Source organism: Acinetobacter sp. YH12219 (assembly GCF_013417875.1).
GTDB lineage: Bacteria > Pseudomonadota > Gammaproteobacteria > Pseudomonadales > Moraxellaceae > Acinetobacter > Acinetobacter amyesii.
Genome location: NZ_VPDC01000016.1, coordinates 1 through 26,250, shown reverse-complemented (window position 1 = coordinate 26,250; position 26,250 = coordinate 1). Strand labels below are relative to the sequence as shown.

Genomic DNA, 26,250 nt, shown 5'->3' with positions numbered 1-26,250 from the left:
AGCAGATACCCTTGATACTGGATTGGTTTTTTTCTCATAAAGTATCATTAAGATACTTGTTTAAAAGCATTTTTTGCAATCTATTCTCTTGTCAAAGTCGCATAGACAGCCCAAGATGTATAGTAAATAATCATTGTTGTTTTGTAGTAGTTGGTCACGCAGGCTGTAAAGGTAATCCATGGCAATACATGTAATTCAAAGTCAACGAATCGAAGTTTTGGTGGATTGTCTAATCGAAAAATTGAAATCGAATCAATCGACCAATGCTTTGTCCGTCTTGCAAGAACGACATATCGTGGTGCCCGATCAAGCCATTGCTGCATGGTTAGAAAAACAAATTGCTGAAAAAATCAGTATTAGTGCCAATATTAAGCATCATCGTAAAATTTTAGGGTTGCAGTGGAAAGCCTACGATTGGGCCTTGCCGAATAAACAAGACCGAGAGCGGATTAAAGGTATCAATATGCCGCCGTTGATTATGCAATGGCGTATTTATAATGCTTTAGCGGTTTTTATTGCAGCTGATCAGTTTGATGCAGCACAGATTCCGACAGATGTTCAGCCCTTAGTTCAGCGTATTTTTGACAGCACAGCACAGCTCTCAGATCGAAAAAAACGTGAGCAAAAGCGGCAAGAAATGTTGTACTGGATCGCTGCTCAAGTCACTCGGCTTTTTACCAACTACATGGCCTTTCGTGGCAGTTGTATTCATACCCCAGATGAAGGTGTTGAGCACTGGGTTTGTCCACATTGCGATACTGACTGGCTAAAAGCGTGGAGTTATAACCAGCCGTTAAATATTATGCAACTTACAGGTCTGAAACCTGAACAAGCCGATGAATATCTACCGACTCAGGCTCGACAACTGGAGCATTGGCAGCGTTGGCTGTGGCATCAAGTATTCCAAAAAGACTTTAATGACCGTCAGGAAATAGACAATAAATTTTGGTTTGCCTTGGCGCATGCTGAGCAAAATCGGCAGCAGCAATTTGATTTGGATGCTGAGGATGATGAGCGCGATGATGATGAGCGTCACCAAACCTATAACGGTTTGCCTGAACAGATTTTCGTCTTTACGACCTTAGAATTACCCCCTGCACAACTGAAATTTTTATATCGCTTGGCAGCGTATACCGAAGTGCATCTGTTGTATTTCAACCCATCGCGTGAGTATTGGGCAGACATGGTCGATCCCGTATGGAAAGATCGTTATAACTTGAAATTACAACAGCGTTATATTGAGCGAAATCCCAATGTCGGCACGGCACAAATTCAGGCCTATCTGAGTACGACCAATGCGGAATTTCGTGAATCTCAGCATTCATTACTGACGCGTTTAGGTAAACGTGCGCGGGATAACTTTGCATTATTGGTGAATATGTCTGGTGGCGAAGGCTGGGAAGATATTTTTCCAGACACCGAGCCGACAACACTGCTCGCTCAAATTCAATATGACATCATGACCTTAGAAGAACCCGAGCAGCATCAATATGCACTCGCGGGGGCAGATGAATCGATTCAATTTCATGTCTGTCATTCTAGCCTGCGTCAGTTAGAGGTTTTACGTGAACAGTTGGTGCATTGGTTGGCCGATGGCACGGAACAAGAGCCACGCCATCCGAGTGATATCTTGGTCTTGGTGCCAAACTTAAAAGAACTGGAACCGCATATTCGGACGGTCTTTTCGACGACTCGAGGCATGGGTCGCAGTGCTGTGGATTTACCTTATATCCCAGTCAAAATTGCAGGGGTGGTCAGTCAAGATATTCAAAATGCATGGCAAGCCTTTGTTGGACGCATTGAAATTAGTCAAGGTCGTTTTACCGCAGAAGATTTTCATGATTGGCTGAATTTGAATGCGGTGCAAGAACTGTATCAGCTCGACCATGTGCAAATGGAACGTATGATGGAACTGCTGATTCAAGCCGGTTTCCGTCGTGGTTTAGACGAACAGCACATGTTGGCTTATTTGTCCGAGCAAGACCGAGATTATCGTTATACCTTTAAATTTGCATTAGACCGTTTGGCTTTAGGGATTGCGATTCCACAACATGCCGTATTTGAGGACACCTTAAGTTTTGCAGGGGTGTTGAGTAGTGATTTTGAGTTGGTGCAAACTTTAATTCAGATCTACCGAGATATCAGTGCGCGTCGAGATTGGCTCAATCCAAATCTCAGCGCACAGACGGTCAAAGCATGGTTGCAACAATTAGACGCAGATTTGAAGCCTTTTGTGGAGGCCAGTGGTCGTGCATTTGAAACCATTCGCAGTGTGATGCGTGCGATGACGCAACGTCTGCACAATGCTCAAAGTGATAAAGTTGAGTCGCTCCCCAATAGCTTTAATTTGCCATTATCTTTGCTGCTCAAAGAAATACAACAAGGCATCGATAGCTCTGCCGATCAGATCGAACCGACAGGATCCGTGACCTTTGCGGACATGGGGAAAATCCGCCAAGTCCCATTTTCATTGGTGGTGTTGATGAACATGGATAGTGGTAAGTTTCCACGTCGTGATCAGCAAGTGCCTTTTGATTTGATGGATGTGTTTAAACCGGTTTTGGGTGATCGCTCTCGTTTGGAAGATGATAAAGGTGCATTTCTAGATGCCTTGTTATTTGCCCGACAGTCCTTGTGGATTTTCTATAATGGCTTTGATGTCAATGATGGTGAAAGTCGGGAGCCATCCTCTGTGATATATGAATTTAGCCAGTTCCTCGCACGGATGATTCAGCCGCAGCAATTGAACCAACCCCATGATGCCATGCTGGATTTGGATGGCTTACGCATTCCACAGCAGCTCGAGCCGCTATACCATATTTATCCTTTGCAGCCTTTTGACCCGATGGGTTTTCAGCAGTCGAAAAACTTACGATATAAAGATCAATGGTTTGCTGTGGCGGAACATATTTTAGATCAGTCTGGTCAACGCCAATCGTGGATTAACCGTGATTATCCTGTGCATGATGAACAAGAAGTACGGGTTTTGGATGGTCAGGAATGGATTAAAGATGTGGTGTTTCCAGCTCGTGCATATTTGAAAACGCTTGGCGTGGCCAGTGTCTATACCGGTGACCAATTACCACAGCAAGAGCCTTTATTGCTCGACCGTTTACAGCAATATCATGTCCGTGACTTATTGCAAAAGCATTATGTGCAACCTGCCTCTCGTGTCCACCAAGCTGAGGATCAGAACTCTACGACTCCAACTGAACCGGATATGGCCTTGTTCCAAGATGTACTGCCTGTGGGACATAGTCAAATAGCGACTTGGAAGCTCAGTTTGCAAGAGCAGGCACAGTTATTAGAGCGTTTGGATGGACGCCGTGTAACCGCGACCACCTTACAAAACTTACAGCTTGAACCGCATTTGATACTGAGTATCACCGTGCCTGAAGACTCTCAGAGTATGCATTGGTTAAGCTGTATGGCGTCTGGGGCAAAGCCTAAGCGTCAGACGCAAACCTGGCTCGAATATCTATTGTGGTTGAGCTATTTAGACTTAGGCGATGAGGGCGCGACGTATCGTCGTGAAGTGATTTGTAATGATAAAAGCATAGTCTGTTGTGGATTAAGCTCTGCACAAGCCAAGCTGCAGCTCAGTGAATGGGTGGCGATGTGGAAACATGCACAAAAACGTCCTGTGGTGCTGCCTGCTGCCTTAATTCGCCAAGAAAAATGCACTTGGGTGGAAAATGAAACAGGCCAACTCATGCCTGATAATTTTGCAAAGCTTCAAGAGGAATGGCTGAAAAATCATAGTTTTGGTGGAGTGGAGTTGGAGTCGAATGAAGCCAATAGCCACCATCGTGATTGGAGCTTTATTTTACAGCAACAAGCGGCAGATGAACTTCTGGCATTGTCCTGTCGTTATTATGCAGAACGTTTATATCATGTGATGGATACCGAGGCGGATGACGGCCTAAAAAAACTCAATGTCATCAAGCCTGAGGTGAAAAAATGAATATGCCACAGCAAACGATGAATATGTCCACCAACCCGATTGCAGACATGAGCTTTACAGGACTCCATTGGATAGAGGCTTCTGCGGGTACAGGGAAAACCTATACGCTATCCAGTCTGATGGTGCGGATTTTTCTCGATCGTTATATGCCGAATCAGGTCATTGCCACTACCTTTACACGTAAGGCTACAGCGGAACTCAAAGCGCGGGTACGACTGCGGATTGAAGAAACCCGTGACTTTATTTATAGCCTGTTGGCGGCACCTCAAGATGAGTTGGCCGAACTTCAGCAGAGTTTGAATGACCCTTTGTATCAGCAGGTGTTGAAAGATCATGGGCATCATTTAGATTATGCCTACAATCGGCTGAACGTGGTCTTACAACAATATGAAGAACTCTTTGTCGGAACTTTAGACAGCTTTAGTCAAAAGTTATTACGTGAATTTGCCTTTGAAAGTGGTCGTATCGAACAGGTGCAAATCAGTGAAGATGAAGATCTACATATTGAACGTATTATTCATGATTTATTAAGAGATTGGATTCAGCAGCAGCCTGCGCATTTGATTGAATATTTGCTGTTGAATCATCAGTTGAAAGGCCCTGAATATTATCTGGGCGTGGTAAAGGAAAGTCTAAACTTCCCATCGGTGGATTTACGTGTCCCTGAATTACCCGAAAATGCTTTGGCACATTTTGAGGCGATGTGTCATCAGCTTGCGCAAATGCTGCCTGCTGCTCGAGTAGAACTTGCAGCGTGTTTTGATGCCGCAAGTCATTATAAAAACTTGGTGGACGCTCGACGTTTTAATAAAGGGGCATTCTTTGTCACCTTTAACACACGCATTCCCGAGTTTTTACAGCACTTTGAAGCTGCGGGTAGCCAAGGGGTATTGACTCAGTCCGACGTGTTACAACCGACAATGAAAGCCATTCGTTCATTGTTTTATGATCCGAATAAAACTGAATTCAAGCCACGTGTATTTAAAGACAAAGTCGTTGAAGAGCAGCCAGATGTCTCAAAAGAATTTTATCAACATGCTTTTGTGCAACAACTCCGAGCGGTGCTCAATGCTTATGAACATATCAATCAAGCAGAACAATTTCTAAACTTTTATTTGGCACAGGAAGTCAAAAAGCGTTTACCTCAAGTGTTGTCCCACGCTGGCGAAACCACCTTTTCACAACAAATTAGGACCTTATCGGAAGCCTTACAGCAAAGCTCAGCAGCAGGGAAAGACAGTTTTGCCGCTCATGTTTTGGCACGATATCCGCTGATTTTAGTCGATGAATTTCAAGACACCAACCAAGATCAAGATGACATGCTATCCAGTATTTGGCGGGTCAAGGAGCGCTTACATCAGGGCTGTATGATTATGGTCGGCGACCCGAAACAGGCGATTTATGGATTCCGTGGCGGTGACATGCTGACCTATCGTAAAGCGCGTCATGATATTCAAAGCAAGGGTGGACGTTGTTATACCTTGAACAAAAACCATCGTTCAGTCAAAAACTTGGTTGAAGTGGTGGATGCCTTGTTTCATCGGCAAATGGACTTTGGTGAGCAAGTTGAATACACCCCGATTCAAGCAGGTGAGCGTGAGCATCCGCCGTTGATTGATCATGATCAAGTCAATCCACAACCTCTGCGTTGGTTGGCTTTGGATGAAACGCTGAATGAAGCTGAGCAAGTGGCTTGGCAGATTCAGTCATTGCTCAACCAAGCTCAGCAAGGACATTTATATTTTCAAGACAACAATACCCAGCGAGCACTGACAGCAAACGATATTGCGGTCTTGGGGCAAAACCATTTCGACTTAGAGCAAGTGCAACAATGTTTATTGCAGCTCGGCGTTCCTTGTTATAAAGCATCTCGGGACAGTGTCTATAAAAGTTCCGTCGCACAAGATGTAGCCGCTTTGCTGACCGCGATTTTGAATCCCTATCAAGAAGCCAAGGTGAAACGTGCGCTGCTGAGCCGTTTATTGGGTTTTGATCTGAAACAATTGGTCGCACTCGAACAGCAAGCGGATGGACTCAGCGACATCATCGAAAAACTCGAACAGATTCGACAAATTTGGAATGAGCAAGGATTCCGCAGCGCGTGGAATAGCTGCATGACGGTCTTTCAGGTGTGGACGCGTTTGGTGGCTGGGCAAAGTCGAGATAATGAACGCACAGTGGTGAATTTACGCCATATCGCAGAATTATTAAGTCAGCAAAGTGAACACTACACCGGTGCGCATAAGCTCTATCAATGGTTTATTCGCCAAATCAATTTAGGCATCAATAATGAAAGCACCCAAGAGCGAAAATTGACTGGGCAATTGGGGGTGCAACTGATGACGATTCATGCATCCAAAGGCTTAGAGTTTGGTTGTGTATTTTTATTGGGAGCAAATGCAGGCTTAAGTGAAAAAGGCAATTTGAATTTTTCCCTTAAAGACAATCAGCAAAAAAGCCTTGGGTTAGAACGTGTGATTGCCGTGAAGTCTTCGGACTTACCCGAAGATGATATTCAACAAAATGATGCGCGCAATGAAGCAGAGCATCATCGCTTGTGGTACGTGGCGTTGACCCGTGCCAGTTATCGTGTCTATGCCGTGCTACGTCATCATGAAGTAGAAAAGAAACAAATGGCAGAAGCGCGTTCAGGACTGACTTTTTGGCGTGGAAGCGAACCTGATCTGTTCCAACATGCAGAAAGTGTGGATGCTGATGTTTTGCGTGCAGCACCACCAATTTTGACTCAGACTCAGGTTGAAACTGTTGTATTAGACGCGGAAGAAATTCCCAACAGCCATTTTTATCCACGGGAAACCACCAGTTTTACCGCGCTCACGCGTACGGCACATAAGACACATATACAACGTGACCAACTGGCAGCGGCAATGAACGAACAGGAAGACAGTGCTGCCGATGAAGTTGAACAGCTTGAAATCGTTGAAGCAGAAACGGCAGAGAAAATAAGCTGGATTAAACGGCATTTTCCAAAGGGAACCAAGCCCGGAAGTTTCTTGCATAAATTGATGGAAAAAGTTCGATTTAGCACCCCAGAAGAGAAGTTGGCCAAAGCCATCGCATCACGTTTTCATAGTGATGTTGAGTTTGATTCGCCGCAAATGTTGCAAAACTTAATGAAACAGTTCGGGCAAACGGCAAACCCTGAGCAAGATGAAGCTGAACTGATTGAAGAAATGCGGGAATGGTACAGTCAAATTATTCATACACCATTGCATGATGGTTTTAGCTTGCATCAGTTAAACGATGGCGAATATCGTTCGGAAATGGATTTTCATTTGAGTATGGCAGATCGTGCATTGGCGATACGTAAAATACGCATGCTATTTGAAAGCCTAAAAGAGCCAGATTTACAAATACAAGATTTGAATGATGTGTTTACAGCACGCTATCTGACGGGGTCGATTGACTTGGTGTATTTTGATGGTCAGCGCTATCACATTGCCGATTATAAAAGTAATTTCTTAGGCGATCAGACCGCACATTATGATCATGCCTATATTCGAGAAAGTATGAGTCATTCCAGTTACTGGTTGCAGGCTGCATTATATTTGGTGGCCCTGCATCGTTATTTGAAAGCCGTGATGAAAGACTATGATATGACGCAGCATTTGGGTGGGGCGAGTTATCTGTATCTTCGTGGTATGGATGGACAGTCCGATCGTGGGGTATATCACTGGAAGCCGGCGGATACATTCATTCAAAACCTCGATGCAATATTGAGCGAAAAGGTTGTGGCTAAAACGTGAAAAAGCACGAAAAAGATAAAAATATTCACGCTGAAACAATAAGTTGCTTTGTGGATAAGTTTGAGGATAACTGTGTGGAAAATGATCAAAAAGCCTTGTCAGCACAGCCTTTGCACGCGGGACAAGAAAACACTGTAGAAATGCAGGTTTTAGTTACCCAAAATCCCCAAGAAACTGCTGATTTAGATGCGGTTTTGCCGGATTGGATTGACTATTTAATCCAACATTATTTACCCAATCAGGCCAGTCATCCTGCTGCAAATCAGTTAATTCAACAATTGATGCAAGCCGTGGAAAAAGGCGACAGTTGTATTTTGGCCGAAGATGTACAGATTCAATGTTTGGCTCAGATGGTTCAGCTTGAGCAAGCTGAAAAAACGCCGGTTGCGCCTTTTGTATTTGATTCACAGCGACTGTATCTCTATCGCTATTGGGCATTAGAAAATGCTTTGGCGAAGCAAGTCGCACGTTTAAAGCAGCAAACTGAGCAAGATCTTAATCAAACGCAGACGCTTAATATTGAAAAAGATTTACTGACCGATCCCCATCAGATCCAAGCACTGCACATGGTGTGTCAGCACAATTTTAATATCATTACCGGTGGGCCTGGGACAGGTAAAACTTATACCTTGGCTCGGATTATTGCCGTGTTGAATGAGCAAAATCCAAATTTAAGAATTGCGATGGCAGCGCCGACAGGAAAAGCGGCGCAGCGAATGGAAGAAGCCTTACAAGCAGCGTTTAAAGATCCTGCATTGCAGCATTATTCGATTATTCACAAACATTTGAAACCCGTAACTTTGCATCGTCTATTGGGTTTAGGGACGCGCGCTATCCCGCGGTTTAATGAGCGCCAACGCTTACCCTATGACGTCATTGTGGTCGATGAAGCCTCCATGTTGGATTTAAGTTTGGCGCAGATGCTATTCGCGGCAATCCCTCAACACAGCAAGCTGATTCTCTTAGGGGATGCAGAACAGTTGGCTTCGGTCGATGTTGGCGCTGTTTTGGCCAACCTTCAGGATGTTGATGCCTTACAAGCCCACCGTACCCATTTACAGACCAGCCGCCGTTTTGTACAGGGTGCAGCCATTGGTGAGTTTGCTCGTTTTATTCAACAACAAGAACAACAGCAAACAACCACAGAAGTTCTGGCGAAATTCGAACATCAGGTGGTATCTGCATCCGAACTTCAGCCGATTCAGCTGACACCGAATATGAGCGATGTGATTCAGTTGCAATATCTCCCCGAAGCCACGAACAGTGCGGCACATTGGGCAAAATATTATGATCAACTGATGTATGGTTTTCAGCCCTATGTGGCATGGTTAAAACAATGGCCAGAGCAACCCGCTGAATATGCAAATTGGTCAGCCCAATTGATTCGCTATTTTGATGATTATCGGATTCTATCGGCCATTCGACATGGAAAATTAGGCTTACACGAACTCAACCAGCAGATTGAACTTCGGGTCTTAAATACCTTGGGTGTGTTGAAACAAGGGGATTGGTATGTCGGTCGTCCAGTCATGATGACCTATAACGATTATCAACTTGGACTATCAAATGGTGATATCGGGATTTGCTTAAAACGACCGATGACGGAAAAGTCGCAGTTTGAGGTTTATTTTCCAAGTTTGGATAAATGGGTGGTGGCAACACGGTTACCTAAAAGTATAGAAACCGCCTATGCCTTGACCATACATAAGTCTCAAGGTTCTGAATTTACCCATACGGCGGTAGTTTTGGAAAATCATGCTACCGAAATGATGAGTAAAGAGCTGATTTATACCGCCATCACTCGTGCCAAAAAAGTGGTGAGTTTGCTTGTTGCAAAAGATGCATTGGCAAAAGCGCTTATAAAAAGAACAGCGCGAGTTAGTGGTCTGTTAGAAAAAATTAACAATCACCTACCTTTGTAAAGCCTAGGCAAAATGTACCGTATTTTGTAAGAAATGGCTTACATCGATTCAGGAGATTTGCGCATAGAGCTTTTTAGAGCTTTTTGAGAAGATGACTTCACAGAAAAAGAACTCAACACGGATGGTTGAGTAAAATCGCAAAAGTATAAGAATAACGTCAAAAGACAGCGAACTTACAGTGAAGTAAGGAAATAGGAAACTTACAGCCGCTAAGCCTTGTAGTTTTGGGAGAGACTACAGGGCTTTTTTATGTCTGGAAAATAAGAAATGCCTATACGCTGTAACAGAAAAGAAATAGAGCTTAACTGATGTACGAAAAAGCTTACATATAGATACGAAAAATACGACTTTTATCTAATAGCCGTTGTGGCAAAATCTACCACATAAGGAAGTGCAAGTTAAAACATGGAATGTTTGACATAAGGACGCGGAAAAGCGCCACATAAAACAATAAATAATAAAACAATAACTAAAAAAGAAGAAACTACAGCGCAAAAAAGCCCGAGCCTAGCTCGGGCTTTTTTTTAATCATTCCACTTTGAGTTTTGCATGCTAAACATCGAGTGGCAAAATATATCAAAAAATCAGTTTAAAATTCATTCAATGACATCGCATTCAACATGTTAGAAATATGCGGTTTTGTGTCGCATAAAGTATCGAAACATATAAAAAATTTATAATGGAATCGATGTGAAAAAAAAGGCGCTATTATCGTCATGAAAACCTGACGAAGTCGGCCATCTCTTTTTGCAATTGGGACGATTTTCCCTTAATATAATGCACTTGCTGTAGTGATGCACGGCAGTCAGCTGATTTATCAGTTGATTCGTATCAAAAGTTAACTTTATAAGCATCTCGGAGAAATCGAATGGCTTTAACAAACGCAGATCGCGCAGAGATCGTTGCAAAATTCGCTCGCGCTGAAAACGACACTGGTTCACCAGAAGTTCAAGTAGCTCTTTTAACTGCTCAAATCAATGATTTACAAGGTCACTTCAAAGAGCACAAACACGACCACCATAGCCGTCGCGGTCTTATCCGTATGGTTAACCAACGTCGTAAGCTTCTTGACTACCTTAAAGGTAAAGACGCTACTCGTTACAGCGCATTGATTGCTGCTTTAGGTTTACGTCGTTAATTCGATTTAAACTTTTATTTTCGGACTATTGCATGCTTAGTGCTGTATTACTGAAAACTAAAGTCTATCCAACCTTGGTTGGATAATGGGGAAGGGGCGTTGATTCGCTCCTTCTTTGTGTCTCAAATTAGTATTTTTAATTAATGTTTTTAATATCTAGTGAGGTCGGCTTCTAAGCTTTGTCATTTATGTTGCAGCGTTTGGGGCGTTGAGTGAATGCCAAACCTTAGGGGTCTCCACTAGAATAAAATCAGGAAAAAATAAAACATGTCGATGTTTAATATTATTCGTAAAGAATTCCAATACGGTCAGCATCAAGTTGTCCTAGAAACAGGTCGTGTTGCGCGTCAAGCGAACACTGTAATCATCACTATGGGTGGTGTACAAGTTCTTGTTGCCGTTGTTGCTCAACCAACAGCTAAAGCAGGTCAAGACTTCTTCCCATTGACTGTTAACTACCAAGAAAAACAATATGCTGCAGGTCGTATCCCGGGCGGTTACGGTAAACGTGAAGGCCGCGCGTCTGAAGCTGAAACTCTTATTTCACGCTTAATCGACCGTCCAATCCGTCCGTTGTTCCCAGAAGGTTACTACAACGAAATCCAAGTGACTGCGACTGTGATTTCTTCTGACAAAACGATGGATGCTGACATTGCTGCAATGTTAGGTACATCTGCTGCACTTGCAATTGCGGGTACGCCTTTCCGTGGTCCAATCGGTGGTGCGCGCGTTGGTTTAATCAACGGTGAATACATCCTTAACCCGAACCACGAACAGCTTAAAGAATCTGACCTTGACCTTGTGGTTGCAGGTACAGAATCTGCAGTATTGATGGTTGAATCAGAAGCGAAAGAACTTTCTGAAGACCAAATGCTTGGCGCTGTATTGTTCGGTCATGACGAAATGCAAATCGCGATCCAAGCGATTAAAGAATTTGCTGCGGCTGCTGGTGCAACAGAGTCTACTTGGACTGCACCTGCGAAAAACGAAGACCTTCGTGCAAAATTAAAAGAAGCGTTTGAAGCGAAAATCTCTGAAGCATACACAATCGCTGTTAAACACGATCGTTATGCAGCACTTGATGCGCTTCAAGCTGAAGCTGTTGCTCAATTTGTTCCAGAAGAAGACGTTGACGGTATCGCTGACGACTTAGCTGAATTATTCGAAGACCTGAAATACCGTACAGTACGTGACAACATCTTGTCAGGTAAACCACGTATTGATGGCCGTGATACTAAAACAGTTCGTGCGCTTGACGTACAAGTTGGCGTGTTAGACCGTGCTCACGGTTCTGCATTATTCACACGTGGTGAAACTCAGGCGTTGGTAACAACAACTTTGGGTAATACACGTGATGCGTTAATGGTAGATACATTAGCGGGTACGAAAACTGACAACTTCATGTTGCACTACAACTTCCCTGCATACTCTGTAGGTGAAACTGGTCGTGAATCTGGTCCTAAACGTCGTGAAATCGGTCACGGTCGTTTAGCGCGTCGTGGTGTACAAGCTGTACTTCCAGCAGCTGACCGCTTCCCGTACGTGATCCGTATCGTATCGGACATCACTGAATCTAACGGTTCATCTTCAATGGCTTCTGTATGTGGTGCTTCTCTATCACTTATGGACGCAGGTGTTCCACTTAAAGCGCCAGTTGCGGGTATCGCAATGGGTCTAGTCAAAGAAGGCGAGCGTTTCGCAGTTCTTTCTGACATCTTGGGTGACGAAGACCACCTTGGCGACATGGACTTTAAAGTAGCAGGTTCTGCAAACGGTATTACTGCACTTCAAATGGACATCAAGATCGAAGGTATTACTGAAGAGATCATGGAAGTTGCATTGAACCAAGCGTATGCAGGTCGTATGCACATCTTAAATGCAATGAACCAAGTAATTTCACGCGCTCGTCCTGAAATCTCTATGCACGCGCCTACATTCCAAGTGATCAACATCAACCCTGATAAGATCCGTGATGTGATTGGTAAAGGTGGCGCAACGATTCGTGCGATCACTGAAGAAACTAAAGCAGCAATCGATATCGAAGATAACGGTACAGTTCGCGTATTTGGTGAAACTAAAGCGGCTGCTTCAGCTGCTGTTGCGAAAATCCAAGCGCTTACTGCTGAAATCGAACCAGGTACAATCTACACTGGTAAAGTGATTCGTATCGTTGAATTTGGTGCGTTTGTAAACATCCTTCCAGGTACTGATGGCTTACTTCATATCTCTCAAATTTCTAACGAACGCATTGCGAACGTTTCAGACGTATTATCTGAAGGTCAAGAGATCAAAGTACAAGTTGCTGATGTCGACAACCGCGGTCGTATCAAATTAACCATGAAAGACATCGAACAAGCTTAATGGTTTGTTGATTCACAGGGTTTCGGCTCTGTGAATGGATTCTAAAAAGCCTTGAGTGCAGTCAGAGTATGAACTTTGACTTGCTCAAGGCTTTTTTATGGCATCATGCAAAAAGTAAACACAATAATAAATGAGATATGCAAACCTATTATTTTTTTCAGCATCCAACAGCCGCGCATATCTATGTGCAAGACCAAGTGCAATGTGAGCATCATCCTGAACTTGAGCCTGAGTTTATTTGGATTGATTGTACCCGTGAAGATGTCGTCAACCGCCCAGAGCAGTGGCAGAGTGATATTTTTCAGGCATCAGACTTGCGGGTCAATGAATACCATCTGCGGGATATTTTAAATTTAGAGCATCCGTGTGCTTTTGACACACTTGATGATTACGATTTATTAATTTTTAGAAAAATGGTCACACCCGATGACCAAATTGCTGCAGGTGCAGAAGCTCTTGAAAAGCATGAGCGGGTCTTTGGTTTGGCGACCACCCCGATCAGTTTTTTGATCACGCCCCAAGTGCTGATCACGGTGCGCGAAAAAGGCAACAAAGCCATTGAAAGTTATATCCAACGGATTGAAACTTTAATTTCTCGTCCGATTGATGAACAAAATAAACCACGAAAATTAGCCATTACACCCTTAGATTTGGCATTGCGCTTACTGAATAATATGGTAGATGGATACTTGGATTTACGTGTTCCTTTGACCCGCCGTGTCGAGTTTTGGCAGCAAGAGTTGCTGCAAGGGCATCGGCGTTTTACCAAGTGGCATCAGCTGCTGCAGGAAAATATGGCCTTTCAGCAAGTGGAAAATTTGTGTGAAGAGCAAATTGAAGCCTTGCAAGAACTGCGTGATGAAGTTGTAGATAATTACCCGCATTTGAAAGGCAAAAAGCGCAGTGAAAAGCAGGATATCATGCTGGTTCGCGTAGATGATTTAACCAGCCATATCGAACGCATTCAAAAACATACCACACGATTACGCAGTGCCGTGCAGGCCGCCATTGATCTGCATTTTTCAGCCGTTGCCAACCAAACCAATGAAAATATGCGTATTTTAGCGATTATTACGGCAATTTTCGCACCATTAACCTTATTAACCGGCATATACGGCATGAACTTTGAGTTCATTCCTGGACTTAAGTCACCAACCGGTTTTTGGATCATGCTCGGAATCATGCTGATGACCACGATTTTACTGCTGTATTATTTTTATCGACGGCATTTGGTCGGGCGCGGTGAAAAAAGCGTGATTGATATGTTGGCACAGCAGCACGGCGATCAACACATGAATCTGTTTTGGTTTATGGATTATGAACCAATCAAACAGACGGTGAAGGGCACAGTCAAAGGTACGGTTAAAACCATGAAAGAAATTGAGAAGCTGACGAAACTCAAATAGTTCGCGTCAGTTTCTCTGATGGGGGGGTTTAGTTGCTAATCATTACGAATCCATGTGGTGCTACGTCCGAGTGCGGACACGCCAATATAGCCGCGCATGGTTAAACGTTTGCCATTCGCACTCAGCTTGGCTTTGCCTTTATAGACATTGCCCGAGAGGGGATCCAGCACGGTTCCATTGCTATATTCATTTGGATGTTGTGGGTCTGGTTTAAATCCTTTGATAACTTCGAGACTCACCAAGGGTGCATATTTGAGTTTGCCTTTGCGTTTTAAGCACACTTCGACCAAGGGCTTGTACGGCATTGGGCGTATTGCAGTAAGTGTTCCACTATACGTCCCGTCGGCATTTTTGACGATGGTCACATCACCGCGTGAATATCCTGTTTGGTCATCCATGGTTTTTCAAATACTCGTTTATCACTGGCATGTAATAGACTACTGAAACTGAGTAATGCCACCCAATAGGACATGATGCATGTGCATGATGAATCCTTTGTCATGATGTAATTGTTTTACATTTTGTTTTTTAAAGAATCTGCAGTACAACGCGATTTGACCGATCCTTATGGTCTTAGCAATTCAATTGCTTAGCCTCGTGGGTTGTACTGCGAACGACATGCATCATGAAAATTCCCCTATACGAGTCGATATCTCAAGATATATCATCATTTTCATTACTTTTCAGTAAGCGATAAATTTCATCTTTTAGCTTTAATTTCTTACGCTTAATGGTCTCAATATCCGTGTTGTAGTGATTAACAGGATCTAATTCCAATTGAATGATTTCGCGATCCAACTCATCATGTTCTTCAAAGATCCGCGCAAAATGCGGATTTTCATCACGTAACTGAGTGACCAAATCACGGTACTCAGGAAACATGTTTTTGACTTTTTTATTGCAATCTCGTGTTTTCATGGTTGTCGATCATTTCCTCTACAAGAAAAAAGAAAAACGCCCTGCAGGACAGAGCGTTCACGAATACATTTAGTGCGAATGAAGCTGTTGGTGTTTCACTTGGCGACGTAGTTGTTGGACTTCATCAATCAGGTCGAGCATCATGGCGACCGCAGTAAAACTGGCATCGAAATCTCGTTGAAGCCGATAGGCACGCCGTGCGCGAGATATATCATCGCCAAAAAATTGATGAATCCTGTCTTCTGAACGGCTAGGCAGAATATCGTATTCGAGTAGTTGCAGAACCCATTCTGGACTTTGCCCACAGGCAGAGGCAAAGTGTTGTAGATCAAAACTACTTTTTTCGTCTACGATTTCAGTCTGTTTACATCCGTCACAGACAATTTCACGATAATGAATTGTTGTCATGGTGCTCTCCTTAAGACTGTCGTGGATTAAATGACGGAAAAGCTTGAGCAAAAGCCGCATAAGCTTGTTGCTCTTGTTCTGTTTGTGCAGCTGGTATCACTATATTTAAAACCAGGTAAAGCTGTCCGGGTGTTTTGTTTGGTATCCCTTTGTCCTTTAATCGTAGCTGCTGTCCAGTACGCGCATTTTTAGGAATCTGTAGCTCTAATGTTTTGCCATCAGGACTGGTAAATGCAATTTTTTGACCCAATGCTGCTTCCCAAGGACTGATATTCAGTTGTTGGAAAATATCAGCACCTTCTACACGGGTTTGCTCGGTTTGTTTATACAAAATTTCAATGTATAAATCACCAGCAGCTCCACCGTTATAGCCAGCTTGCCCTTGGCCGGAGAGTCGAATTTGTTGACCTGATTTCATACCTGCAGGAATTTTGACTTGCAGGGTTTTACGTTGGACTTCAGGTTCACCATGGGCGTTGAGGCTTGGAATCTGTAAGGTGATATTCTGCGTTGCACCATGAAATGCGATTTCTAAATCCACTTCTAAACTGGCGTGTTGGTCTTCACCACGGAAGCTCTTGGTTTGGCGGTTTGCACGTTGATACTGATAGTCACCGCCACCAAAGCCTTGCCCAAAACGACCAAACAAGTCTTCAAATCCACTAAAGTCCGCATGCTGACCATCACTCGTCGATTGGCGATAAAACTGAGATTGGTCAAAACCACCTTGGTTGCCAGCATTAAACCCAGCAAATCCTTGAGGATGATCGAGTTCAAAATCGTATTGTTTTTTCTTTTCGGCATCACTCAAGGTGTCGTATGCAACATTAATCGCTTGCATACGCGCTTCAGCATCAGCCTCTTTACTGACGTCAGGGTGATATTTACGCGCCAATTTTCGATAGGCTTTTTTAATTTGATCTGCCGAAGCATCTCGGGCGATCCCTAAAGTTTGATAGTGATTGTCTGGCATACTCTCTGTATAAATATTGATCATGTTTAAATCAATATAGAAGGGTTCATCAAACTGTCATAGGGGCAAACTGCAGCTTATTGTTTCAAAACATGACAATAAAAAAGCCTCACGAGGAGGCTTTTAAAAACACATTTAAAATTAATATTTTATCCAAGTGACACTACGACCAATCACAGATACACCAACATACCCACGTATAGTTAAATGTTTTCCTGAAGCACTAAGTCTTGCTTTGCCTTTATAGATTTTTCCACCAATCGGGTCCAGAACTTTACCGTTTTGGAATTCACGTGGATTTTTTGGATCTTGTTTAAAGTCCCAAATAAATGGCAAGCCGATAAAAGGTTTATTTTTCAATTCACCTGGGCAGTTCGAGCAGACGCCCATTTTTTCAGTGCCAGGGACATTGCGTGTGGTGACAATGATGCCTTCATAGCTTCCATCGGCTTTTTTGCGAATTTCAACGTCTGCACGCGAATATCCTGTACGGTCATCGACGGTTTTCCACTTCCCCACTAGCGGATCGGTTTCCGCAGCGATTGATAATCCTGACAAAGTGCTAAGTAGTATTCCGGCAAATAATTGTTGATATATTTTTTTCATTTCATCCCCTGAAAATTCAGAATTGTGTTTTTAGAGTAAGTTGCCTAATTTATATATAAAGACCTACAAAATCAATGTGATAGTTTGTGATGTATTTGGCATATTTTTTTAAAACGCTGCTTTAATATGGAGTTTTTACTCTAATTTTTAAGTTAAAAAAGGCCTTTAATGATTTAAAGGCCTCGTGCTTAGTTTTTGACCCAAGTGACATTGCGTCCAATTGCAGAGCCTTCAGTACGACCATTGATGATCAAATGCTTGCCATTATTCATCAAACGAGCGCGTGCATTGTAGTGCTTGCCAGATTTGGGATCGAGCATTACACCACCCACAAATTCATTGGGCTTTTCTGGATCAGCGCTTAGGCCGGATAAGGTGGTTAAACCGACCATCGGTTTATTTTTCTGAGCACCGGTACATTGCGTGCACGTCGAGACATTTGCTGTTCCGGGGATGCTTCGGCTTTGAATAATAGTAGCTGAATACAGGTCATGTTTATCTTTACGAATCACCACATCGGCAAGGGAATAACCTGTTCGATCATCAATGGTTTTCCATGTCCCCACTAAGGGGTCAATCGCTGCCAAAGCAGATGATATACTGCATATTGAGAACATACCGAACAGGATAGAAAAGAGGAATTTAACAGTCATACAGTTACCCACATTACATAAAAAGCAGATGCCAGAAAATTAAAGGCATAAAAATATTATGGTTTTAATGTAGCCTGAAATAATATGAATGTTCTAGTGATATTTTAAGAAATGGTATTTATTTTTTGAGCCAAAACATGATCTTGTTGGCGCTAAATAAGGTTTATGCTGAACGTCTACGCACTAGTAAAATAGTCGGAATTCATCTCAAAGTAGATTATTATCGGCATGATGAACTCGTCTGGAGTTGAGTTCATCATGCCAATGAAAGCCAAATGGCGACTTTAGTTGACGCGGATCCAAGATACCGTCCGGCCGAGAAGCGTGGTTCCAACATAACCTCGAAGTGTCAGGACATTGCCGCGCGCATTCAATTGCCCTTTACCTTGATAAGTATTGCCTGAAAGTGGGTCGATCACCTTGCCATCGGTGTACGCATTCTCTTTTGTATTATGTTTAAAGCCAGAGAAGATCGGTAAACCAATTAAGGGTGCATTTTTGAGTTTACCTTCACATTTTTCACAAATCGTGGTGACAGGGCGGTTGGGGATGGCATGCACTTTGGTGATTTTACCGCTATAGCTACCGTCTTTTAATTTAGTGATTTGGACTTCAGCACGAGCATAGCCTGTTTTGTCATCTATGGTTTTCCATGTCCCGACGAGGTCTGCTGCATGTGCTGTCATTGGGCCAAAGTAGAACATGGCTAAAGCAATAGCGAGTGTTTTGAGTTTCATAATTTATCCAGTTTTTTTTACATTATTTTTCAATTAAAAATAAAGCTTTGTTGGTTTTTTTGACTTTATTTCTGGCGCGATTCTACTCGAAAAAAAATTGATCGCAAATACAGCTGATCATGTTGATGCTTTATAGTTCGAAACTATTCGGCGAAGCGGAATAAAGTAGCTGGTTTGGATTTTATCGGGACAATAAAAAAGCACCCCGAGGGATGCTTAGATTTAGGCTTTCAATCATCACTATGCCTTAGCTGAGGTGTTGACCAAAAAGGGATAGAGCTTCTTCTGCGGTAAAGGTATATTTTGTATTACAGAATTGGCAGTCCATTTCAATTGGGTTTTGAAACTCTAGGGTTTCACGAACTGCAGCAACACCAATTTGTTCAAGTGCTGTCGCACAGCGTTCTTTTGAACACGTGCAGCCAAATTTTAAGGCTTCAGTTTCAGGTAGACGAACTTCTTCTTCGTTATATAAACGATATAAAATTTCATTTGCGGATAAAGACGTTAACTCTTCTGCTTTTAAAGTCTCAGTCAGCATGGTTAAACGTGGCCATAGATCTTCATCGACACGGCGCTGTTCTTCTTCGCTGTTACGTGGTAATAACTGAATCAGTAAACCACCTGAACGACTGTTGCTGCTCGCCAAGACAATACGTGTTGGGATCTGTGCAGAGAGATCATAATATTGCATCAAGCAACCCGCTAAAGTCGGTTTGTCTAAAGGTACAATCCCTTGATAACGCTCACCAAATTCAGGCTCGATATTAATGAAAAGTACTGGGTTTACCAAGGCTTTCAGTACCGTGCTGCTGTCTTCAGCGGTTTGAAAGTGCGGGTCTTCTTCATAATCTGCAAGTGCGCGAACTTCACCGAGATGATTACATTCCGCCATTGCCCATTTAAAAGTGCCTGCAGCCTGAATTTGTAAGCTAATACGACCTTTAATTTTTAAGGTGCTGGCCAACAAGGCAGTCGCGCTGAGCATTTCACCCAAGAGAATTTGTACAGCAGGTGCATAGTCACGCTGTGCAAGAATCGTTTGTAGGGCTTCTTCAAGATGAACCACTTCTCCACGAACAGGGCTATCTTCAATAAAAAAGCGTTGGCGTAAATCTGACATAAAATTCTCCATAACCCTGCTTTAATGGTGACGATATTGTAAAACACAAGTCATTCATTATCATCTCTTGTGACATCAATACGATGACGTTGTAAGCTGCGTTGTAAATCAACACCTGTAGGTTTTTCACGGGCTTGCGCATCGCTTTCAAACAAATGTTCCAGTTCAGCTAAAGCGTTACGATGCGTTTCATAAATTTTTTGTTCATCGGTATAGATTTGCTGCTGTTGAGTCAGCAGTTTTTCATCATAATCACGGAACAATTCGATACTTTTATAGGCATCTTCATCGCTGATGCCTAAGTCGCACAGCATGTGATAGGCCATTCCTAAAGACGATAAATAGGTTTCACGCCAAATATGCTCAATCCCCAAATCACGCAGCAGATGTACCTGATGACGGTCACGCGCACGGACCAATAATTTTAACTGAGGGTAATTCAGGCGAATATGACGCGCCACGTTCATCGAGTCTTCAATATCATCTATGGCAAGGACGAACACTTTGGCATGTTCAATGCCCGCAGCGCGTAAAATATCTGGTTGTGTGGCATCGCCATAATATAGATGACCACCATAATTACGTACGAAATCGACTTTGTCTAAGTTGCTATCAATGGCGGTAAAAGACAAATGCTGTAAATGCGCCACACGAGCAATGATTTGTCCAAAACGTCCAAAGCCCGCAATAATCACAGGATTATGTTCATCCGGAATGTCGTCATATTCGGGGATGGTTTTTGGATTAAAACGTGGCAAAATTTGTGATTGTATTAACCAGTACAACATAGGGGTCAACACCATCGACAAAGTGACGATGAGGGTTAATGGCTCCAAAATGGCTTGCTGTACGACATTTTCACTTTTCGCCACACTAAAGACCACAAAGGCAAATTCACCGCCTTGAGCCAAACAGGTCGCCAGTAAAATACTGTTGCGCCATGAATTTTTAAGATAACGCGCAATCGCCGTAAGTGACGCAATTTTGATGAGCATCAGTGCCAATGCACCACCGATAATGAACCATGGCATTTCAACGAATAATGACAGTTCTGTGGTCATGCCCACGGTCATAAAGAACAAACCAAGTAAAAGCCCTTTAAACGGAGCAATACTGGCTTCGAGTTCATGGCGGAATTCCGAGTCTGCCAATAGCACGCCGGTCAGAAATGCTCCGAGTGTGGTACTGATGCCGAGTACATCCATCAACACCACGACACCCAGCACAATAAATAAGCCAACAGCAGTGATCAGTTCATGCGCGCCACTTTTCGCAACGAAACGGAAAAAAGGCCGCATTAAGTATCGACTAAATAAAAATAAGCCTGAAAAAGTTGCAATGATTGCAGCGAAATAGGCGATTCCGTGATGTGATGATTCTGTTCCTGCGAGCAGGGGGATGACTGCAATCAGGGGAATTGCGGCCATATCTTGAAACAGCAAAATCGAAAAGGATTGTTGCCCATAGGTGGTGTTTAATTGCTGTTTTTCACTCAGCATCTGCAAGACAAAGGCAGTAGAGGAGAGTGCCAGAGCGAAACCGATAACGATACTGGCTGCAATGCCTTGTTGTAAGGCAAAAAAACTGCCTAGCGCTAAAAGCAGACCGGTCAGACCGACTTGTAAACTGCCCATGCCGAAAATAGAACTACGCATACTCCATAGCCGCTGTGGACGCAGTTCGAGGCCGATCAGGAACATCAGTAAGATCACGCCAAACTCAGCGAGCTCTTGGATCGCTTCGGGATCACTGGCAATGTTAAAGACATCGGGGCCGAGCAAAATACCAGTGAACAGATATCCCAAAACCGTTGCAATACCAAAGCGCTTGAGCAAAGGGACAAGCAATAAGGATGCGCCAAGGAAAATTGTGATCTGTAACAGTAGTGACATTTACTCGTCCTAGAGTTGTATTTTTGGTCGAAAGTTGCAATTCAGTATGACTGATTTTTCAGACTGAATTGTACGCGTTTAACTGAGTTCCTGTGGGTCTATATCGAGGCTCAATTTCATATTTGATGGCTTGTTATGCAAGATGTTTTGCCACCAATAACGCAGATAATAATGTAAGCGCGCACGATCTGTAGACAGTAAAACCATGTGGGATTGATAACGTCCGGCTTTGCGCTCCATCGGGGCAGGAATCGGCCCCCAAATGTCAATAATTCCAGCAGAGTCCTGACGCAGCAATTGGGCATGTTGCTGTAAAAATTCAGTATTGAGTTCTTGGTTTTTGGACTCACAGCGCACCAATGCGGCATAGCGAAACGGTGGCATTTGTGCCATTTCCCGTTCTTTCATGGTTTCTTTGGCAAATTTTCGATAGTCCTCATTGACCAAGATATTCAAAAGCGGATGGTCGGGTCTTAGGGTTTGTAAAAACACATCGCCTTTACGTTCACCACGGCCGGCACGCCCAGTGACTTGTACAATGAGCTGTGCAGTACGCTCGATGGCACGGAAGTCCACACTCAGTAGACCTGAATCGATATCTAAAATCGCCACCAAGGTGACGTAAGGGAAATGATGTCCTTTGGCCAGCATTTGTGTACCGAGTAAAATGGCAGGTTCGCTTTTTTGAATCTTGTCATAGATTTTTTGCCAACTGCCGACTCGACTGGTGGAATCACGATCGACCCGTATAACGTCATGCTGCGGAAATAGCTCATTTAGGCTTTCTTCAACCTTCGCTGTACCCATACCCACGGATTTCAGTTCTTGGTGATTACACTGTGGACAATGCTCTGGCATACGGTGAATGGTGCCGCAGTGGTGACAATGTAGGTGTTGATAGGGTGTGCGGTGTACCGTGAAATTGGCATCACAGTGCGGACATTTGGCCTGCCATGCACAGCTTTCACAAATTAAAACCGGGGCATATCCACGACGGTTTAAGAACACTAACACTTGTTCTTTTTTTTCAAGGCGCTTACGGATTTCACCAATTAATAATTGGCTGATTCCATGCTGTTTCTGTGCCACTTTCAGATCAAGGATGTGCATTTTCGGCATGACTGCAGTGCCCGCACGTTGGTTCAATTCCAGTACGGTCATTTTGCCTTGTTTCGCCAGTGCATAGCACTCGATACTAGGCGTGGCAGAACCTAAAATGACAGGGCATTGTTCCAGATGCCCACGGTAAAGTGCGACATCCCGAGCGTGATAGCGAAAGCCTTCTTGTTGTTTAAAGGACAGATCATGCTCTTCATCAATCACAATCAAACCCAAATTAGGCAGTGGCGTATAAAGCGCAGAACGCGTGCCTAAGATAATAGATGCCTTACCTGTTTGCGCCGCTTGCCAAGCTTGCATACGTTTTGAATCGTTTAAACCCGAATGTAGTAGAGCAATATTGCAATGAAAACGTGATTGGAAACGGCTGATGGTCTGTGGGGTAAGTCCAATTTCAGGCACTAAAACCAAGACCTGTTTGCCTTGCTTTAGAACCTCTTGCATGATTTGTAAATAGACTTCGGTTTTACCACTGCCGGTGAGACCATCAAGTAAAAATGCCTGATATTGATTCCGCGCTTTTAACACCCGATCAATGGCTTTCTTTTGCTCCGGATTCGCTGTGAGCGGCATTTGCGCCATGCTCATGGGCATCGGGCTAAAGTCTTGTTCTGCTAACACACATTCGCAGATGCCTTTTTTCTCTAAGGCTTTGAGTGTCGCAGTTTCCACACCTGCCAAATTAAGTAAATTTTCCCCAGTTCCAGTTGGGTGTAATTTTAAAATTTTATAGGCTTCTTGCTGTCGTTCCGAGCGCTTAATTTTGTCATCGGCATGGTGGTCGAGGAGATTCCATGTTCGTGCCAATAAATTATAGGGTTTCCCTTGGCGTAACAGCGTTGGAAGGGCACTTTGCATGACTTCACCAATTGGAAATTGGTAATACTGTGCAGACCATGTCAATAAATTTAAAACTTTCTCATCTAAAATGGCGCGATCATCAAGTAGTTCAGTAATGGCCTTGAGTTTAAAGCTTGAATCGAGTGGTGCATCGGGTGCAATTTTTTCCACGATGATACCGGTCAAATTTTGCCGACCAAAAGATACAGCAACGCGTGCACCTACTTCAGCTTTTTGGTATTGCTCTTGGCTTAAGCTGTAATCGAAGCAGTCGTATAAATATACCGGAACGGCGACTCGAACGCGGTAAATAGGTGTTGCAATGCTCGCTGAATTTGCCATAAAACGTGGATAAGTTCCTGATTAAATTTCGTCGTGATCGTAAAGGAGTTGTGTTAGAGTGAGCTCATATTTTATATCTAAGAATATGAATGATTTTGATGGTCAGACGCAACTGCGCTGATAGAAATTTTGGAAAATTAGAGCATTACAATGCCTGCATATCAGTTTACTGCCATAGACGCTTCAGGGAAGCAGCAGAAGGGTGTACTTGAGGGTGATTCTGCGCGTCAAATTCGTCAACAGCTCAGAGATCAGTCACTCATTCCAGTTGCTGTCGATCCGATAGAGCAAAAAGACAAACACGCGCAGCAGCGCTGGTTTCAAAAAGGGCTGAATGCCTATGACTTGGCTTTATTGACTCGCCAACTTTCAGTTTTGGTTGCCGCTGCGATTCCATTAGAAGAAGCGATTCGTGCTGTGGGAAAACAAAATGAAAAAGCCCATGTGCAAAACCTGTTGATGTCGGTGCGTTCTAAAGTTTTGGAAGGGCATTCTTTAGCCAACGCACTACAACAAGCGGGACGCTTTCCTGAACTGTATATTGCCACGATTGCAGCAGGTGAGCGTTCAGGTCATCTCGATCTTATTCTCGACCAACTTGCCGATTACACCGAAAACCGCTTTGCCATGCAAAAAAAAGTGCAGGGTGCGATGATTTATCCCATCATCCTGATGTTAATGTCTTTCGGTATTGTGATGGGACTCATGACCTATGTGGTCCCAGATATTGTCAAAACCTTTGACCAAAGCAAAGATGCCTTGCCGTGGATAACGATCGCTTTAATGAAAGCCAGTGATTTTATTCGAATGGCCTGGCCATTTTTATTGGTCGGTAGCGTAGTCTCGATTTTTCTCTTGGTTCGATTCCTCAGAACAGCGGCGGGACATTATGCCTTTGACCGATTGACCTTGAAATTACCGTTATTTTCCAAACTGTCTAAAGGCATTAATGCCGCTCGTTTTGCCAGTACCTTGTCGATTTTAACCAAGTCTGGCGTGCCATTGGTCGATGCTTTAAAAATTGGTGCAGCGGTCAGTAATAATTGGGTGATTCGAGATTCGGTCAACCTTGCGGCAGAGAAAGTAACAGAAGGTGGTAATTTAGCAACACAGCTTGAGCGAAGTGGTTATTTCCCACCGATGATGGTACAAATGATCAAAAGTGGTGAAAGTTCAGGCGAATTAGACCGGATGCTCGAACGTGCGTCTACGATGCAAGACCGAGAAGTGACGACTTTAATTTCAACTTTATTGGCGTTGCTTGAACCGCTGATGTTGGTATTTATGGCGAGCATTGTACTGGTGATCGTGATTGCTGTGATGCTGCCAATCGTGAATATGAATAATATGATTTAAGACATTCGAACAATGATGTGAACAGAGATTTGTAACATGCAAGTGAAGACAAAAAATATGAAGCAACAAGGTTTTACTTTAATTGAAGTGATGGTGGTCATTGTCATTTTAGGTGTTTTGGCTGCGCTGATTGTACCGAACGTGATGGGCCGTGGTGAAAAAGCCAAAGTTGATACCACAGCAATTACTTTAAAAAGTGTCGCTGGCTCATTAGATCAATACAAAATGGATAATGGTAAATTCCCTTCAATGCAAGACGGTGGATTAAATGCTTTGGTCACTAAACCTGAGTCTGCTAAAAACTGGTTGCCGGGTGGCTATATCAAAGGTGGCTATCCAAAAGACAGTTGGGACAATGACATTCAATATGTGATTCCAGGTTCTGAAGGCCGTCCTTATGATCTTTATTCATTTGGTGCGGATGGTCAGTCTGGCGGTGAAGAAAATGATGCCGATATTTACTATAAACACTAACTGAGAATAATTATAAATTCAGTTTTAATGGAATTAATCACTTTACTTAATAGGATGTTTCAATATTGAGTGAAGTGATAATAAATCTTAATTATAAAATTAATATTAAGTTGTTGAATTTACTTTAGATTTCTTTCATAAGTCATTTTTCACTCAGCTCCAAGTTATAAATTCCAGCAATTAGATTGAATCTTAATGCTAGTCTTTTGCCTCGATTGCGATATCGCTCAGCAAGAATTTTGAAGGTTTTC

At 43.2% G+C, this 26,250-nt stretch carries 18 protein-coding genes and 1 pseudogene; 8 read left to right on the top strand and 11 right to left on the bottom strand.

Going from position 1 to position 26,250, the window contains the following annotated elements:
- The first annotated feature begins 178 nt into the window (after positions 1 to 178).
- From FTV04_RS11600 to FTV04_RS11575, 6 genes are all read left to right on the top strand, one after another.
- A complete protein-coding gene (locus tag FTV04_RS11600) occupies positions 179 to 3,964 on the top strand; it encodes an exodeoxyribonuclease V subunit gamma (RefSeq protein WP_180089625.1) in 3,786 nt (1,261 codons plus the stop codon).
- Positions 3,961 to 7,731, top strand: a complete 3,771-nt coding sequence (locus FTV04_RS11595; RefSeq protein WP_257221039.1) for a UvrD-helicase domain-containing protein — start codon at positions 3,961 to 3,963, stop codon at positions 7,729 to 7,731. The genes FTV04_RS11600 and FTV04_RS11595 overlap by 4 nt, the downstream gene beginning before the upstream one ends.
- A gap of 140 nt (positions 7,732 to 7,871) precedes the next feature.
- The gene (gene recD, locus FTV04_RS11590) at positions 7,872 to 9,653 is read left to right on the top strand and encodes an exodeoxyribonuclease V subunit alpha (RefSeq protein ID WP_180089643.1); all 1,782 of its coding nucleotides are present in this window, start codon (positions 7,872 to 7,874) and stop codon (positions 9,651 to 9,653) included.
- An 868-nt stretch (positions 9,654 to 10,521) separates the two neighbouring features.
- Complete coding sequence (gene rpsO / locus FTV04_RS11585) at positions 10,522 to 10,791, top strand: 30S ribosomal protein S15 (RefSeq protein ID WP_005007057.1); 270 nt, start codon at positions 10,522 to 10,524, stop codon at positions 10,789 to 10,791.
- A gap of 273 nt (positions 10,792 to 11,064) precedes the next feature.
- Positions 11,065 to 13,152 (top strand): polyribonucleotide nucleotidyltransferase, encoded by a 2,088-nt coding sequence (pnp, locus tag FTV04_RS11580; protein WP_171262611.1) that lies wholly within the window; start codon positions 11,065 to 11,067, stop codon positions 13,150 to 13,152.
- Positions 13,153 to 13,289: 137 nt separating this feature from the next.
- The gene (locus tag FTV04_RS11575; protein WP_180089623.1) at positions 13,290 to 14,558 is read left to right on the top strand and encodes a magnesium transporter CorA family protein; all 1,269 of its coding nucleotides are present in this window, start codon (positions 13,290 to 13,292) and stop codon (positions 14,556 to 14,558) included.
- Between the two features lie 35 nt (positions 14,559 to 14,593).
- Here the strand turns inward: FTV04_RS11575 and FTV04_RS11570 are convergent, their stop codons facing one another.
- The 10 genes from FTV04_RS11570 to FTV04_RS11525 all read right to left on the bottom strand — a co-directional run bounded on the left by FTV04_RS11570 (position 14,594) and on the right by FTV04_RS11525 (position 24,169).
- Positions 14,594 to 14,956, bottom strand: coding sequence for a DUF2147 domain-containing protein (locus tag FTV04_RS11570; protein ID WP_180089621.1), 363 nt, complete (start codon positions 14,954 to 14,956; stop codon positions 14,594 to 14,596).
- A gap of 256 nt (positions 14,957 to 15,212) precedes the next feature.
- A complete protein-coding gene (locus FTV04_RS11565; protein ID WP_180002890.1) occupies positions 15,213 to 15,476 on the bottom strand; it encodes a YdcH family protein in 264 nt (87 codons plus the stop codon).
- 69 nt (positions 15,477 to 15,545) lie between these two features.
- Positions 15,546 to 15,884, bottom strand: a complete 339-nt coding sequence (locus FTV04_RS11560) for a chaperone modulator CbpM (RefSeq protein ID WP_078189792.1) — start codon at positions 15,882 to 15,884, stop codon at positions 15,546 to 15,548.
- Between the two features lie 10 nt (positions 15,885 to 15,894).
- Positions 15,895 to 16,857 (bottom strand): DnaJ C-terminal domain-containing protein, encoded by a 963-nt coding sequence (locus FTV04_RS11555; protein WP_180089641.1) that lies wholly within the window; start codon positions 16,855 to 16,857, stop codon positions 15,895 to 15,897.
- Between the two features lie 141 nt (positions 16,858 to 16,998).
- Complete coding sequence (locus FTV04_RS11550) at positions 16,999 to 17,463, bottom strand: DUF2147 domain-containing protein (RefSeq protein ID WP_078192815.1); 465 nt, start codon at positions 17,461 to 17,463, stop codon at positions 16,999 to 17,001.
- Between the two features lie 188 nt (positions 17,464 to 17,651).
- Complete coding sequence (locus tag FTV04_RS11545; protein WP_180063769.1) at positions 17,652 to 18,116, bottom strand: DUF2147 domain-containing protein; 465 nt, start codon at positions 18,114 to 18,116, stop codon at positions 17,652 to 17,654.
- A gap of 284 nt (positions 18,117 to 18,400) precedes the next feature.
- Positions 18,401 to 18,853 carry a DUF2147 domain-containing protein gene (locus tag FTV04_RS11540; RefSeq protein ID WP_180007084.1) on the bottom strand — a complete coding sequence of 151 codons (453 nt, stop codon included), beginning with the start codon at positions 18,851 to 18,853 and terminating at the stop codon, positions 18,401 to 18,403.
- 247 nt (positions 18,854 to 19,100) lie between these two features.
- Positions 19,101 to 19,976, bottom strand: coding sequence for an Hsp33 family molecular chaperone HslO (gene hslO / locus FTV04_RS11535; protein WP_078189788.1), 876 nt, complete (start codon positions 19,974 to 19,976; stop codon positions 19,101 to 19,103).
- A gap of 50 nt (positions 19,977 to 20,026) precedes the next feature.
- Positions 20,027 to 21,868 carry a monovalent cation:proton antiporter-2 (CPA2) family protein gene (locus FTV04_RS11530; protein WP_180089619.1) on the bottom strand — a complete coding sequence of 614 codons (1,842 nt, stop codon included), beginning with the start codon at positions 21,866 to 21,868 and terminating at the stop codon, positions 20,027 to 20,029.
- A gap of 78 nt (positions 21,869 to 21,946) precedes the next feature.
- On the bottom strand, positions 21,947 to 24,169 hold the full coding sequence (locus FTV04_RS11525; protein WP_180089617.1) for a primosomal protein N': 2,223 nt from the start codon (positions 24,167 to 24,169) through the stop codon (positions 21,947 to 21,949).
- 150 nt (positions 24,170 to 24,319) lie between these two features.
- Between FTV04_RS11525 and gspF the strand changes: the two genes are divergently transcribed.
- Both gspF and gspG read left to right on the top strand, forming a co-directional pair.
- Positions 24,320 to 25,525 (top strand): type II secretion system inner membrane protein GspF, encoded by a 1,206-nt coding sequence (gene gspF, locus FTV04_RS11520; protein ID WP_180089615.1) that lies wholly within the window; start codon positions 24,320 to 24,322, stop codon positions 25,523 to 25,525.
- A gap of 57 nt (positions 25,526 to 25,582) precedes the next feature.
- The gene (gspG, locus tag FTV04_RS11515; RefSeq protein ID WP_373683025.1) at positions 25,583 to 25,999 is read left to right on the top strand and encodes a type II secretion system major pseudopilin GspG; all 417 of its coding nucleotides are present in this window, start codon (positions 25,583 to 25,585) and stop codon (positions 25,997 to 25,999) included.
- A gap of 142 nt (positions 26,000 to 26,141) precedes the next feature.
- Here the strand turns inward: gspG and FTV04_RS11510 are convergent.
- Positions 26,142 to 26,250: pseudogene (locus FTV04_RS11510) on the bottom strand (IS5/IS1182 family transposase); the annotation flags it as partial.

Excerpts from the sequence above, each read along its gene's own strand:
- rpsO (WP_005007057.1), top strand. The coding sequence starts at position 10,522 with ATGGCTTTAACAAACGCAGATCGCGCAGAGATCGTTGCAAAATTCGCT.
- FTV04_RS11540 (WP_180007084.1), bottom strand. The coding sequence starts at position 18,853 with ATGAAACTCAAAACACTCGCTATTGCTTTAGCCATGTTCTACTTTGGC.
- FTV04_RS11530 (WP_180089619.1), bottom strand. The coding sequence starts at position 21,868 with ATGTCACTACTGTTACAGATCACAATTTTCCTTGGCGCATCCTTATTG.
- FTV04_RS11565 (WP_180002890.1), bottom strand. The coding sequence starts at position 15,476 with ATGAAAACACGAGATTGCAATAAAAAAGTCAAAAACATGTTTCCTGAG.
- pnp (WP_171262611.1), top strand. The coding sequence starts at position 11,065 with ATGTTTAATATTATTCGTAAAGAATTCCAATACGGTCAGCATCAAGTT.
- FTV04_RS11550 (WP_078192815.1), bottom strand. The coding sequence starts at position 17,463 with ATGAAAAAAATATATCAACAATTATTTGCCGGAATACTACTTAGCACT.
- recD (WP_180089643.1), top strand. The coding sequence starts at position 7,872 with ATGCAGGTTTTAGTTACCCAAAATCCCCAAGAAACTGCTGATTTAGAT.
- hslO (WP_078189788.1), bottom strand. The coding sequence starts at position 19,976 with ATGTCAGATTTACGCCAACGCTTTTTTATTGAAGATAGCCCTGTTCGT.
- FTV04_RS11575 (WP_180089623.1), top strand. The coding sequence starts at position 13,290 with ATGCAAACCTATTATTTTTTTCAGCATCCAACAGCCGCGCATATCTAT.
- gspG (WP_373683025.1), top strand. The coding sequence starts at position 25,583 with ATGAAGCAACAAGGTTTTACTTTAATTGAAGTGATGGTGGTCATTGTC.
- FTV04_RS11595 (WP_257221039.1), top strand. The coding sequence starts at position 3,961 with ATGAATATGCCACAGCAAACGATGAATATGTCCACCAACCCGATTGCA.
- FTV04_RS11560 (WP_078189792.1), bottom strand. The coding sequence starts at position 15,884 with ATGACAACAATTCATTATCGTGAAATTGTCTGTGACGGATGTAAACAG.
- FTV04_RS11545 (WP_180063769.1), bottom strand. The coding sequence starts at position 18,116 with ATGACTGTTAAATTCCTCTTTTCTATCCTGTTCGGTATGTTCTCAATA.
- FTV04_RS11525 (WP_180089617.1), bottom strand. The coding sequence starts at position 24,169 with ATGGCAAATTCAGCGAGCATTGCAACACCTATTTACCGCGTTCGAGTC.
- gspF (WP_180089615.1), top strand. The coding sequence starts at position 24,320 with ATGCCTGCATATCAGTTTACTGCCATAGACGCTTCAGGGAAGCAGCAG.
- FTV04_RS11570 (WP_180089621.1), bottom strand. The coding sequence starts at position 14,956 with ATGGATGACCAAACAGGATATTCACGCGGTGATGTGACCATCGTCAAA.
- FTV04_RS11600 (WP_180089625.1), top strand. The coding sequence starts at position 179 with ATGGCAATACATGTAATTCAAAGTCAACGAATCGAAGTTTTGGTGGAT.
- FTV04_RS11555 (WP_180089641.1), bottom strand. The coding sequence starts at position 16,857 with ATGCCAGACAATCACTATCAAACTTTAGGGATCGCCCGAGATGCTTCG.